Origin of the sequence: Pseudomonas sp. GL-R-26, assembly GCF_019947365.1 — a bacterium.
Lineage (GTDB): Bacteria > Pseudomonadota > Gammaproteobacteria > Pseudomonadales > Pseudomonadaceae > Aquipseudomonas.
On record NZ_JAGYGI010000004.1, the window covers coordinates 118732 to 130370 of the forward strand.

At 58.2% G+C, this 11639-nt stretch carries 13 protein-coding genes and 1 other RNA gene; 5 read left to right on the top strand and 9 right to left on the bottom strand.

What is annotated here, in order from left to right; translation table 11 throughout:
* Positions 1–417: 417 nt before the first annotated feature.
* Positions 418–771: RNase P RNA component class A (gene rnpB, locus KGA96_RS06520), an RNA gene on the bottom strand.
* Positions 772–846: 75 nt separating this feature from the next.
* Positions 847–1752, bottom strand: coding sequence for a 16S rRNA (cytidine(1402)-2'-O)-methyltransferase (rsmI, locus tag KGA96_RS06525; RefSeq protein ID WP_162130270.1), 906 nt, complete (start codon positions 1750–1752; stop codon positions 847–849).
* 177 nt (positions 1753–1929) lie between these two features.
* Here rsmI and KGA96_RS06530 point away from each other — a divergent pair, with 177 nt between their 5' ends.
* The 4 genes from KGA96_RS06530 to KGA96_RS06545 all read left to right on the top strand — a co-directional run bounded on the left by KGA96_RS06530 (position 1930) and on the right by KGA96_RS06545 (position 5376).
* Complete coding sequence (locus KGA96_RS06530; RefSeq protein ID WP_046041918.1) at positions 1930–3741, top strand: penicillin-binding protein activator; 1812 nt, start codon at positions 1930–1932, stop codon at positions 3739–3741.
* Positions 3741–4103, top strand: a complete 363-nt coding sequence (locus KGA96_RS06535; RefSeq protein WP_046041917.1) for a YraN family protein — start codon at positions 3741–3743, stop codon at positions 4101–4103. Before KGA96_RS06530 ends, KGA96_RS06535 begins: the two co-directional genes overlap by 1 nt.
* Before the next feature lie 104 nt (positions 4104–4207).
* Positions 4208–4801: a phosphoheptose isomerase gene (locus KGA96_RS06540; RefSeq protein WP_028624534.1), complete on the top strand. Its 594-nt coding sequence runs from the start codon at positions 4208–4210 to the stop codon at positions 4799–4801.
* Positions 4798–5376 carry a BON domain-containing protein gene (locus KGA96_RS06545; protein WP_046041915.1) on the top strand — a complete coding sequence of 193 codons (579 nt, stop codon included), beginning with the start codon at positions 4798–4800 and terminating at the stop codon, positions 5374–5376. Before KGA96_RS06540 ends, KGA96_RS06545 begins: the two co-directional genes overlap by 4 nt.
* Positions 5377–5427: 51 nt before the next feature.
* Here KGA96_RS06545 and KGA96_RS06550 read toward each other — a convergent pair whose 3' ends face one another.
* From KGA96_RS06550 to rplM, 7 genes are all read right to left on the bottom strand, one after another.
* Positions 5428–5841 carry a ClpXP protease specificity-enhancing factor gene (locus KGA96_RS06550; RefSeq protein WP_007998247.1) on the bottom strand — a complete coding sequence of 138 codons (414 nt, stop codon included), beginning with the start codon at positions 5839–5841 and terminating at the stop codon, positions 5428–5430.
* A gap of 16 nt (positions 5842–5857) precedes the next feature.
* Positions 5858–6475: a glutathione S-transferase N-terminal domain-containing protein gene (locus tag KGA96_RS06555; protein ID WP_007939828.1), complete on the bottom strand. Its 618-nt coding sequence runs from the start codon at positions 6473–6475 to the stop codon at positions 5858–5860.
* Between the two features lie 150 nt (positions 6476–6625).
* Complete coding sequence (locus KGA96_RS06560; RefSeq protein ID WP_046041914.1) at positions 6626–7408, bottom strand: cytochrome c1; 783 nt, start codon at positions 7406–7408, stop codon at positions 6626–6628.
* Positions 7408–8619: a cytochrome b gene (locus tag KGA96_RS06565; RefSeq protein ID WP_008016686.1), complete on the bottom strand. Its 1212-nt coding sequence runs from the start codon at positions 8617–8619 to the stop codon at positions 7408–7410. The genes KGA96_RS06560 and KGA96_RS06565 overlap by 1 nt, the downstream gene beginning before the upstream one ends.
* Positions 8619–9212 (bottom strand): ubiquinol-cytochrome c reductase iron-sulfur subunit, encoded by a 594-nt coding sequence (petA, locus tag KGA96_RS06570; protein WP_046041913.1) that lies wholly within the window; start codon positions 9210–9212, stop codon positions 8619–8621. Before petA ends, KGA96_RS06565 begins: the two co-directional genes overlap by 1 nt.
* 269 nt (positions 9213–9481) lie before the next feature.
* Complete coding sequence (rpsI, locus tag KGA96_RS06575) at positions 9482–9874, bottom strand: 30S ribosomal protein S9 (protein ID WP_003228056.1); 393 nt, start codon at positions 9872–9874, stop codon at positions 9482–9484.
* A 14-nt stretch (positions 9875–9888) separates the two neighbouring features.
* Entirely contained in the window at positions 9889–10317 is a 429-nt protein-coding gene (rplM, locus tag KGA96_RS06580; protein ID WP_007917032.1) for a 50S ribosomal protein L13, read from the bottom strand.
* 245 nt (positions 10318–10562) lie between these two features.
* Between rplM and KGA96_RS06585 the strand changes: the two genes are divergently transcribed.
* On the top strand, positions 10563–11603 hold the full coding sequence (locus KGA96_RS06585) for an NADP(H)-dependent aldo-keto reductase (protein ID WP_046041912.1): 1041 nt from the start codon (positions 10563–10565) through the stop codon (positions 11601–11603).
* The last annotated feature ends 36 nt before the right edge of the window (positions 11604–11639 follow it).

The following is an 11639-nucleotide window of genomic DNA, read 5'->3' on the forward strand; positions in this document are numbered from 1 at the left end:
GTTCAAAAAACCCACTTCATGCCACTTTCCGCCACTTGCGCACACTATAGGAATGCGCCCACCACACCGTCAAGGCACGGAGCAAAGGAAAACCCTTACAGAACTGAGATTTAGGAGCATTAACGGAGAGGTAACGAGAATCCGGCAGATGAAACTGACCGATAACTTGAATCAGCACGGGAGGCTGCGTTCGGAAGTTAAAGTAATTTATTAAGAGTAAGATTTTTTTGGTATTACAAAAGAGGTTCTGCGGATGATTGTGTAAGGAGGGAAACCGGTGCTGCGTGGAGTTTATGCGATCACTACAAGCGCGGGCTAATCGATATCACAAAACCGCTTCTGCTGACGATGGTGCAGGAGGGAAATTGCTACCACCGACACACTCTGCCCAATAAATTAAGCAGAGAGGAGAAAAAGGTGGAGAGTCGATCTGTAAGCCGGGTTCTGTCTTGAACAGTCATTCGTCTACGATGGCCATCACTGGACATCTTTAGCAACCTACCCGGTCCCAGCGCGGGCCACGCCTTGGGACCCTATTTGGTCTTGCTCCAAGTGGGGTTTACCTAGCCACGAACTGTTGCCAGACGTGCGGTGCGCTCTTACCGCACCTTTTCACCCTTACCGGCGCCGAAGCGCTTAGGCGGTTATTTTCTGTGGCACTTTCCGTAGGCTCACGCCTCCCAGGCATTACCTGGCACTTCGCCCTATGGAGCCCGGACTTTCCTCCCCCCCCTAATTTTCATAGAGGGCAGCGACTGTCCGATCGACTCTCCGCCGCGAAGGTTACCGGCACAGCGCCCGAAGAACAAGCGCCAAGCGCCATTGAGCACGCCTATGCGTCGGGTTTTACTCGCCCTTCTGCTGATCCAGCGCGATCTGGTACAGCACATTCTTTCGCTCGCCGGTGATTTGCGCCGCCAACGCCGCCGCACGCTTGAGCGGCATTTCTTCGAGCAACAGGTTGAGGATGCGCATCGCTTCGCTGCTGACAGCACCTTCCTCCTCGGGCGCGGACCAGCCCGCCACCAGCACCACGCACTCGCCGCGCTGCTGATTGCTGTCCGACTCGACGAACTCGCGTAGCTCCGCCAGCGGCAACCCCTTGAGGGTTTCAAACGTCTTGGTCAGCTCACGGGCAAGCAGCGCCGGGCGCTCGGGACCGAACACCAGCTCCATGTCTTGCAGGCATTCAAGGATGCGATGCGGGGCCTCATAGAAGATCAATGTGCGAGGTTCTTCTTTTACCTGCTCGAGACGCGCACGCCGCCCCACCGCCTTGGCCGGCAGAAAGCCTTCGAAAATGAAACGGTCGGAAGGCAGCCCCGCCGCCGACAACGCTGCAATCAATGCGCAGGCACCCGGAACCGGCACCACATTGATGCCCGCCGCCCGGGCCTGCCGCACCAGGTGATAACCCGGATCGGAAATCAGCGGCGTCCCGGCATCCGAGATCAACGCCACGTTGTCACCGGCAAGCAGGCGAGTGATAAAGCGACTACCTTCATCACGCTCGTTGTGCTCATGGCAGGCCGCCAATGGCGTCGAGATGCCGAAGTGTTGCATCAAGCGCTGGGAATGACGGGTGTCTTCCGCGGCGATCAAGGCCACTTCACGCAGGATCTTCAGCGCCCGCGCACTGATGTCATCCAGGTTGCCGATGGGCGTCGCCACCACATAAAGCGAGCCAGCAGCGGAATTCAAAGCACCTGGAGCAGTCAAAGCGCACACCTCATGATCGGTAAAAGTCGCCATTGTAGCGCGTAGCGAGACTCACGATACCCGCAAGCAAACGAGGTATCGGTGACCGTTTGTGCGCTGGCGCAACATTTACACCAGCTAAATTGATCGATTCACGCCAGTAACATCGCGCCCCGGCCAGTGCTTGGGTACAATTCCACGCTAATTTGATCGAGTATCAGGAACGCTTACATGATCGCTTGCCTGCGGCTGTTATCTGCCCTCTGCCTCGCTGCCTTGCTGGCGGCTTGCGCCAGCTCGCCCTCGTCCAGCCTTGGCGAACTTCCACGGACACCGGACGCCAGTATCGAGCAACTGCTTGAGAAGGCCTCCCAAAGCAAATCACCGGAAGATGCCGCCCTGCTGCGCTTGAGCGCTGCCGACCTGGCCTATCACCAGGGCAATGCCGGCCAGTCCGCGCAAATCCTGCAACAGGTTCCGATCGAACAGCTCAAGCCTGGCCCACAGGTTTTCGCCAACACCCTGGCGGCCGAACTGGCCATGACCCGCAATCAGCCCAAGGCCGCACTGGCCGCCTTGAGCCACCCAAGCATGCAACGCTTGAGTGAACTGCCCGTCGAACAACAGGTCCGCACCGGCACCGTTCATGCCCGCGCACTTGAAGCCGATGGCCAGACCCTCGCCGCAGCCCGCGAGCGCATTTTCATCGCCCCGATGCTCAAAGGCGAAGCCGCGAGCAAAAACCATGAAGCCATCTGGACCCTGATCGCTTCGCTGCCGACCGATCAGTTGCAGCCAAACACCACCGACGACCTCGGCGGCTGGATGGCCCTGGCACTGGCCGTGAAATCCGCCGGCACCCTGGAGCAGCAACAGGCCGCCATCGATAACTGGCGCGCGCAGAATCCGAAGCACCCGGCAGCCAAACAATTGCCGCAGTCACTAACCCAACTCAAGGAGCTGGCCAGCCAGCCCCTGAGTAAGATCGCCCTGCTGCTGCCTCAGGACGGCCAACTGGCCTCGGTCGGCAAGGCACTGCGCGACGGCTTCATGGCCGCTCACTACCAGGCCCAACAGGCCGGGCAGAAACCACCTGCCATCGAGTTTTATGACAGCTCGCGCCTGACGTCCATGGATGAGTTCTACCGCAAGGCCCAGGCCGATGGCGTGCAACTGGTCGTCGGCCCGCTGGAGAAGCCGCTGGTCAAACAGCTGAGCACTCGCCCGCAATTGCCGATCACCACCCTGGCACTCAATTACAGCGAGGGCGATCAAGGCCCGGCGCAGCTGTTCCAGTTCGGCCTTGCCGCCGAAGACGAAGCCCGCGAAGTGTCGCGCCGCGCTCGCGCCGACGGCCTGCATCGCGCAGCCATCATGGTGCCGAAAGGTGAATGGGGCGACCGCGTACTCAAGGCGTTCAGCCAGGATTGGCAAGCCAATGGCGGCACCATCGTCGTCACCGAACGCGTCGATCAGCCGGTCCAGTTGGCCCAGCAGATTGCCGACATGTTCCAGCTGCGTCAGAGCGAAGGCCGCGCCAAGAGCCTGCAAAGCACCGTTGGCTCGCAAGTGGCTGCCCAGCCATCGCGCCGCCAGGACATCGAGTTCATTTTCCTCGCCGCAACACCGCAACAGGCCCAGCAGATCAAACCGACCCTGAACTTCCAGTACGCTGGCGATGTTCCAGTCTACGCCACCTCCCACGTGTTCAGCGCCAGCGGTGACGTCAACCAGTACAACGACATGAATGGCATTCGCTTCTGCGAGACGCCATGGTTGCTGGACGCCAATGATCCACTGCGCCGCCAGGTCACTGCTCAGTGGCCACAAGCCGCCGGCAGCCTGGGGCGCCTCTATGCCATGGGCGTTGACGCTTATCGCCTGGCGCCACGCCTGGGCCAGCTCAAGTCACTGCCGGACAGCCGCATCGACGGTGAGTCGGGCAGCCTTGGCATGTCTCAGAGCCAGCGGGTCGTGCGCCAGCTGCCATGGGCCGAGTTCGCCAATGGTCAGGTTCAGCGCCTGCCGGACACCGCTCGCTGATGCCCGACAGGTCACGCCAGCAAAGCGGCAAGGATGCCGAGCGCCATGCGCTCGAGCATCTTCAACAACAGGGTCTGCGCCTGCTGGCGCAGAACTGGTTGTGTAAACGCGGCGAGCTTGATCTGGTCATGCTAGATGGCGATACAGTAGTATTCGTTGAAGTCCGCTACAGAAAAAACACTCAATGGGGTGGCGCGCTCGATAGCATCGATGAGCGCAAACGGCAAAAACTGGTTTTCGCCGCGCAATACTTTCTTCAGCGCGAGCCGCGCTGGGCCAATTCCCCTTGCCGCTTCGACGTGATTGCCATCGACAGCAACCTCGATCAATTGAACTGGCTACAGAATGCCTTCGACGGCTGATCGCCGGCATTGCGAACCGGACACTATCACCCAACACTTTTGCTCTTTGCTTTGCGGGCTGCACATTCACGTGCCGAACAGCCGCGCTACTTAAGGTCACACAGATGGACATGCAATCCCGAATTCGCCAGCTTTTTCAGGCCAGTATCGACACCAAGCAACAGGCGATGGAAGTACTTGCACCGCACATCGAGCAAGCCAGCCAGGTTATGGTCAACGCCCTGCTCAACGAAGGCAAAATGCTTTCCTGCGGCAACGGCGGTTCGGCTGGCGACGCCCAGCACTTCTCGTCCGAGCTGCTCAATCGCTTTGAGCGCGAGCGCCCGAGCCTGCCGGCCATCGCCCTGACGACCGACAGCTCGACGATCACCTCGATCGCCAACGACTACAGCTACAACGAAATCTTCTCCAAGCAGATCCGTGCACTCGGCCAACCGGGAGATGTGCTGCTGGCTATCTCCACCAGCGGCAACTCGGCCAACATAATTCAAGCGATCCAGGCCGCACATGATCGCGAAATGATTGTCGTAGCTATGACGGGACGTGATGGCGGCGGCATGGCGTCGCTGCTGTTGCCCGAGGACGTCGAGATTCGCGTACCGGCCAACGTCACCGCTCGTATTCAAGAAGTCCACCTGCTGGCGATCCACTGCCTTTGCGACTTGATCGACAGCCAATTGTTCGGGAGTGAAGAATGACCCCTAATCGCCTTGGCCTACTGGCCTTGACCCTGTGCCTCGGCATCAGCGGCTGCACCTCGGTAGTGACCGCCAGCCGTGAAGCACCGATTGAAGATGACCGTGGCACTCGCACACTGGGCAGCAAGATCGACGATTCCCTGATCGACACCAAGGTTGGTGTGAACGTCGCCAAGGCCGACCCGGCCCTGGATAAGGATTCACACATCGTCGTCACCAGCTTCAACGGTGTCGTGCTGCTCGCCGGGCAAACGCCACGCGCTGACCTCAAGGCCAAGGCCGAACAGGCCGCCGCCGCTGTCCAGCGCGTGAAACAGGTACACAACGAACTGCAAGTCCTGCCACCCTCCTCGTTGCTGGCACGCCAGAACGACACCTGGCTGACCACCAAGATCAAGGCCCAGATGCTCACCGATGCGAACATCCCTGGCTCGCGCATCAAGGTTGTCACTGAAAACGGCATCGTCTACATGCTGGGCCTGCTGACCAAGCAGGAAGCGGCGCAGGCGACCAACCTGGTTCAGGGCGTTTCCGGCGTACAGAAGATTGTGAAGTTGTTCGAGTACATCGACTGACCTGCAATCCCGCGCAATAAAAAAGGCGATCCATCTGGATCGCCTTTTTTATTACTTCACCACTTTCAGACTGGGGCGACCGCTTGGACGCGGTGGCTCACTGTCAGGTGGCGGAAGATCGTCATCCGGTTCGATCTCGTCGTCCTCGCCCATCGGCGATTCCAGATCGAACACCATGCCCTGGCCATTCTCCCGGGCGTAGATACCCAGGATCGAAGCAATTGGCACGTACAAGGTGTGCGGTACGCCACCAAAACGCCCTTCGAAACTGACCGCCTCGTTATCCATGTGCAAATGACGCACGGCTTGTGGCGATACGTTCAGGACAATCTGTCCGTCACTGGCAAACCCCTGAGGCACCTGCACCGACGGGTACTCGGAATTGACCAGCATGTGCGGGGTGCAATCGTTGTCCACAATCCACTCATAGAGCGCACGGACCAGATAAGGTCGACTGGAGTTCATAACGGCTCCTTAAGCCTTAGCGCATGTCGCGTTCGACACCAGACAGACTTGCCTGGAAAGCCTCACGCGCAAACTGGCGCTCCATATAATCAAGCAGCGGCTTGGCCGGCCGCGGCAGTTCTATACCCAGAATCGGCAATCGCCAGAGTATTGGCAATAGGCAGCAATCCACCAGACTTTGTTCCTCACTGAGGAAAAACGGTTTGTCGGCAAACAGTGGCGACACACCCGTCAGGCTTTCGCGCAACTCTTTTCGAGCCACGACACGGGCCGCTTCCTTGGTCCGCGAGTCCAGAATCAGATCCACCAGACCACACCAGTCGCGCTGAATGCGGTGTATCAGCAGGCGGCTGTTGGCACGCGCCACGGGATAAACCGGCAGTAGCGGCGGATGCGGGTAACGCTCATCCAGATATTCCATCACCACAGTCGACTCCCACAACGCCAGGTCGCGATCGACCAGTGTGGGCAGACTGCCATAAGGGTTCACTTCAATCAGTTTAGGTGGCTGGCGACCAGCCTCCACGTAAATGATCTCGGCGCTGACACCCTTCTCTGCCAGTACTATGCGCACTCGGTGGGAATAGTGGTCGGCGGGGTCGGAGTAACAGGCCAACCGATTGGTCACGCCCATGGCGATCCTCCTCGCTTGTAGAAATTATCGAAAGCTCAAAAACGAGCGCGCCCAGAGGGCGCCTCTCGTAACGACTGGATCACCAGTTTCGCTACATCTTCAGAGGCGCCCTTGGGCGCGCGCGATTAACAGCAATAGCTTGAAGCTTTATCAGTGCACGTCTTTCCAGTATTCGCGCTTGAGCAGGTAAGCGAAGACGAAGAAGAACGCCAGGTACAACAATACGTATGTACCGATGCGCTGATGTTGCAGCTTAACCGGGTTAGCCGAGTAAGCCAGGAAGGTTACCAGATTCTTGACCTTCTCATCGAACTGCTCTGCAGTCAGGGCACCGCTTTTCGGCACGATGGTCAACTGATCGCACGCTTCATGAGTCAGCGCCGTACCAGTCAGAGGATCATATTGCTTCTTGCCGTCTTCGACGATCTGAACCTGTTTGCAACCAACCACCTGGCGACCTTGCAGGCCGGCCAGGACGTTAGGCATACCCACGTTCGGGAAAACCTTGTTGTTCACGCCCCATGGGCGCGCAGGATCTTCGTAGAACGACCTCAGGTAACCGTAGAGCCAGTCGGTGCCGCGAACACGGGCAACCAGGGTCAGGTCCGGTGGCGCCGCTCCAAACCAAGCCTTGGCGTCCGCCGGCTGCATGCCGATGCTCATGTGGTCGCCGATCTTGGCACCCGTGAACATCAGCTTCTCGAGCATCAACTCATGGGGAATGCCCAGGTCGTCGGCAACACGCTCATAGCGTTGGAACTTGGCACTGTGGCAACCCATGCAGTAGTTGGCGAACGTACGTGCGCCGTCCTGCATGGCTGCTTTATCGGAAACGTCAATATCGACTTTTTCCAGCTCGGGGCCACCGTGTTCAGCTGCGAAAGCAAACACTGGCAGCGCAGCAAGCATCAATACAGCAAATAGTTTTTTCATCAGCCAGTCACCCTTTCCGGAACCGGTTTGGTCTTCTCGAGCCTGGTGTAGAACGGCATCAGAATGAAGTAGGCGAAGTACAGGAAGGTACATACCTGCGACAGCAACGTACGCTCAGGGGTTGGGGCCAATACGCCCAGCACGCCCAGGATCACGAATGCGATGCAGAACACCCAGAGCCAGATCTTGCTCAGCCAGCCCTTGTAGCGCATCGACTTGACCGGACTACGGTCCAGCCACGGCAGGACGAACAGCACAGCGATGGCCGCGCCCATGGCGATTACGCCCAGGAGCTTGTCCGGAATCGCACGCAAGATGGCGTAGAACGGGGTGAAGTACCAGACCGGAGCGATGTGCTCTGGGGTCTTGAAGGCGTTCGCCACTTCAAAGTTCGGCTTTTCGAGGAAGTAGCCGCCCATTTCCGGGAAGAAGAACACGATCGAGCAGAAGATGAACAGGAACACCACCACGCCGACGATATCTTTCACGGTGTAGTACGGGTGGAAGGCAATGCCGTCCAGCGGTATGCCGTTTTCGTCCTTGTGCTTCTTGATGTCCACGCCGTCCGGGTTGTTCGAACCGACTTCGTGCAAGGCCAGGATGTGCAGCACCACCAGACCCAGGATAACGATCGGCAGGGCAACCACGTGCAGGGCAAAGAAGCGGTTCAGGGTAATACCGGAAATCAGGTAGTCACCACGGATCCACTGGGTCAGGTCGTTGCCGATGACAGGGATCGCACCGAACAGCGAGATGATCACCTGGGCACCCCAGTAGGACATCTGGCCCCATGGCAGCAGGTAGCCCATGAAGGCTTCGGCCATCAGCGCAAGGTAGATCAGCATGCCGAAGACCCACACCAGCTCACGCGGCTTCTGGTACGAACCGTAGAGCAGGCCACGGAACATGTGCAGATAGACCACGATGAAGAACGCCGAAGCGCCGGTGGAGTGCAGCAGACGCAGGATCGAGCCGTACTCGACGTCACGCATGATGTATTCGACGGAAGCGAAAGCCTCTTCCGCCGACGGGTTGTAGCTCATGGTCAGCCAGACACCGGTGACGATCTGGTTGACCAGAACGAGCAGCGCCAGGGAGCCAAAGAAGTAGAAGAAGTTGAAGTTCTTCGGAGCGTAATACTTGCTGAGATGGTCTTCCCACATCTTGGTGGCGGGAAAGCGTGCATCAACCCAATCCATGAACTTGCTCATCACGCTTTCTCCGTATCGACGCCAATGATAATGATTTCATCGGTCTCATAGGAATGCGGGGGAACTGGCAGGTTCAAAGGCGCAGGCTGCGACTTGTAGACGCGACCGGCCAGATCGTAGTGGGAACCGTGACAAGGGCAGAAATAGCCGCCTACCCAGTCTTTACCCAGATCCGCAGGTGCCACTTCGGGACGGAAGGTCGGCGAGCAACCCAGGTGCGTGCAGATACCGATCAGCAGCAGGACCTCGGGTTTGATCGAACGGGTTTCCGGATCAACGTAAGTCGGTTGTGTCGAGTTCTTGGAGGTCGGGTCAGCGAGCTGGCCCTCGATCTTCTTCAGATTCCCCAGGATTTCCTGTGTACGGCGGACGATGAACACCGGCTGGCCGCGCCACTCAGCAATCATCTGCTGGCCTGGCTCGATTTTGCTGACATTCACTTTCACCGGTGCACCTGCGGCTTTCGCCTTGGCACTGGGAAACCATGACCCCACGAACGGGACCGCAGCCCCCACCGCTCCTGCAGCACCCACCACGGATGTGGCTGCTACCAAGAAGCGACGCCGGCCTGCATTCACGCCGTCATTGCTCATTCAGTCCTCTCCCATCAGCTTTGTGGCCTGTTAAATCAGGCATCTACTAAGTAAAACTATGTACTTATAAAAATTTTGCCGAATGGTAATGAAAAGCCCCAATTCTGACAAGGTAATTACCGGAGCCCATCACCCCCAAGCCTTGTAGTATAGGGCGTCTGCGGATGTGGCAAGTTGTCACAGCGCAATTCTTTGATAAATCGCAGACATAAAAAAACGCCCAGCTCCGTGAGGAAACTGGGCGTTCTTTTTTTGAACGTGAAAGCGAATTAACGCTTCGAGTACTGCGGACGCTTACGCGCTTTACGCAGACCGACTTTCTTACGTTCAACTTCACGAGCATCGCGGGTTACGAAGCCGGCTTTACGCAGGGCGCTGCGCAGAGTCTCGTCGTAGTCCATCAGAGCACGAGTGATGCCGTGGCGGATTGCGCCAGCCTGACCACTCACACCACCGCCGATCACGGTGACGTAGATGTCGAACTTCTCGACAGTCTCAGTCAATTCCAGCGGCTGACGAACTACCATGCGGGCAGTTTCGCGGCCGAAGAAATTATCCAGCGAACGGTTGTTGATGGAGATGTTACCAGTACCCGGACGCAGGAAAACGCGTGCGGTTGCGGTCTTGCGACGGCCAGTGCCGTAATTTTGAGTCGCCGACATAATGTACTATTCCGTTAAAACTTCAGTTCTTGGGGCTGCTGAGCAGTATGTGGGTGTGCAGCGCCCGCATAGACTTTCAGCTTACGGTACATGTCGCGACCCAGCGGGTTCTTAGGCAGCATGCCTTTGACCGCGGTCTCGATCACGCGCTCAGGGGCCTTGGCGATCAGCTTTTCAAAGTTGATCGACTTGATGCCGCCCGGGAAACCGGAGTGGGAGTAGTACATTTTGTCAGTGGTTTTAGCACCGGTAACACGGATCTGCTCAGCATTGATTACGACGATGTAGTCGCCGGTGTCAACGTGAGGAGTGTACTCAGGCTTGTGCTTGCCACGCAGACGGCTCGCGATTTCGGTGGCCAGACGACCCAGGGTCTGACCAGCAGCGTCGACGACAAACCAGTCGCGCTTTACTGTTTCCGGTTTAGCAGTAAAAGTCTTCATTCTTTATAGCCTCAGGGGCCGCCCTGTAAATTAGACGGCGGATCTTACTGAATAGTGCGTACTTTGACAAGTCAAAGGCAGCCGGATACAGACGCTTTCGGGGGCTCGGGTCGGCGCGTCCGTTCAACGGCAAGATTCTTCGGCGGCGGCGCATCACTTCCACTGCAGAAAGAGGTGCGCAATTATGCAGATTGCGAAAAATAATTCAACCTGCTTTTATGATTGTTTTGCCCAAGGAGCACCCGATGGACTATCGCCAGCTAGGCCGGACCAATCTGAACGTGAGTGCCCTCTGCCTCGGAACCATGACCTGGGGCGAGCAAAACAGCGAGGCAGACGCCTTCGCCCAGATTGAACGGGCCAAGAGCGCAGGGATCAACTTCATCGACACCGCCGAGATGTACCCGGTGCCACCCAAGGCCGAAACCTACGCCACCACCGAACGCTATATAGGCAATTACTTCAAAAGCCGCGGTGACCGCGCCGACTGGATCCTGGCCAGCAAGATCGCCGGCCCCGGCAACACCATCGACTACATCCGCGATAAAAACCTGCGCCACAACCGCCAGCACATCAGCGAAGCGGTGGACGCCAGCCTCCAGCGCCTGCAGACCGATTACATCGACCTGTACCAATTGCACTGGCCGGAGCGCAGCACCAACTTTTTCGGACAACTGGGCTACAAGCACAAGATCGAAGCCAACCTGACCCCGCTCGAAGACACCCTCGAAGCGCTGGACGAGCAGGTTCGCGCCGGCAAGATCCGCCACATCGGCCTGTCCAACGAGACGCCATGGGGCACCATGCGCTTCCTGGCCCTGGCCGAAGCCCGAGGCTGGCCACGCGCCGTGTCGATCCAGAACCCGTACAACCTGCTCAACCGCAGCTTCGAAGTCGGCCTTGCAGAAATCGCCATCCGCGAACAGTGCGGCCTGCTCGCCTATTCGCCGCTGGCGTTCGGTTTCCTGTCGGGCAAGTACGAAGGTGGCGCCCGCCCGCCAAAAGGTCGCCTGAGCCTCTACAGCCGCTTCAGCCGCTATTTCAACCCGCAGTCGGAAGCGGCCTGCAGCCGTTATGTGGCCCTTGCTCGCGAGCACGGCCTGGACCCAGCACAAATGGCCTTGGCGTTCGTGACGCAGCAGCCATTCGTGACCAGCAACATCATTGGTGCGACGACGATGGAGCAACTGGAGAGCAACATCGCCAGTTTCGACTTGAAGCTGTCGGAGGAAGTGCTGGAAGGGATCGAGGCGATTCACAAGGATCACCCGAATCCGGCGCCTTGATCGATAGATAAACAGCATTCGCGAGCAAGCCCGCTC

Excerpts from the sequence above, each read along its gene's own strand:
- KGA96_RS06540 (WP_028624534.1), top strand. The coding sequence starts at position 4,208 with ATGGACATGCAATCCCGAATTCGCCAGCTTTTTCAGGCCAGTATCGAC.
- KGA96_RS06550 (WP_007998247.1), bottom strand. The coding sequence starts at position 5,841 with ATGAACTCCAGTCGACCTTATCTGGTCCGTGCGCTCTATGAGTGGATT.
- rpsI (WP_003228056.1), bottom strand. The coding sequence starts at position 9,874 with ATGTCGGCGACTCAAAATTACGGCACTGGCCGTCGCAAGACCGCAACC.
- petA (WP_046041913.1), bottom strand. The coding sequence starts at position 9,212 with ATGAGCAATGACGGCGTGAATGCAGGCCGGCGTCGCTTCTTGGTAGCA.
- KGA96_RS06535 (WP_046041917.1), top strand. The coding sequence starts at position 3,741 with ATGCCCGACAGGTCACGCCAGCAAAGCGGCAAGGATGCCGAGCGCCAT.
- KGA96_RS06555 (WP_007939828.1), bottom strand. The coding sequence starts at position 6,475 with ATGGGCGTGACCAATCGGTTGGCCTGTTACTCCGACCCCGCCGACCAC.
- KGA96_RS06530 (WP_046041918.1), top strand. The coding sequence starts at position 1,930 with ATGATCGCTTGCCTGCGGCTGTTATCTGCCCTCTGCCTCGCTGCCTTG.
- KGA96_RS06545 (WP_046041915.1), top strand. The coding sequence starts at position 4,798 with ATGACCCCTAATCGCCTTGGCCTACTGGCCTTGACCCTGTGCCTCGGC.
- KGA96_RS06565 (WP_008016686.1), bottom strand. The coding sequence starts at position 8,619 with ATGAGCAAGTTCATGGATTGGGTTGATGCACGCTTTCCCGCCACCAAG.
- rplM (WP_007917032.1), bottom strand. The coding sequence starts at position 10,317 with ATGAAGACTTTTACTGCTAAACCGGAAACAGTAAAGCGCGACTGGTTT.
- KGA96_RS06585 (WP_046041912.1), top strand. The coding sequence starts at position 10,563 with ATGGACTATCGCCAGCTAGGCCGGACCAATCTGAACGTGAGTGCCCTC.
- rsmI (WP_162130270.1), bottom strand. The coding sequence starts at position 1,752 with ATGGCGACTTTTACCGATCATGAGGTGTGCGCTTTGACTGCTCCAGGT.
- KGA96_RS06560 (WP_046041914.1), bottom strand. The coding sequence starts at position 7,408 with ATGAAAAAACTATTTGCTGTATTGATGCTTGCTGCGCTGCCAGTGTTT.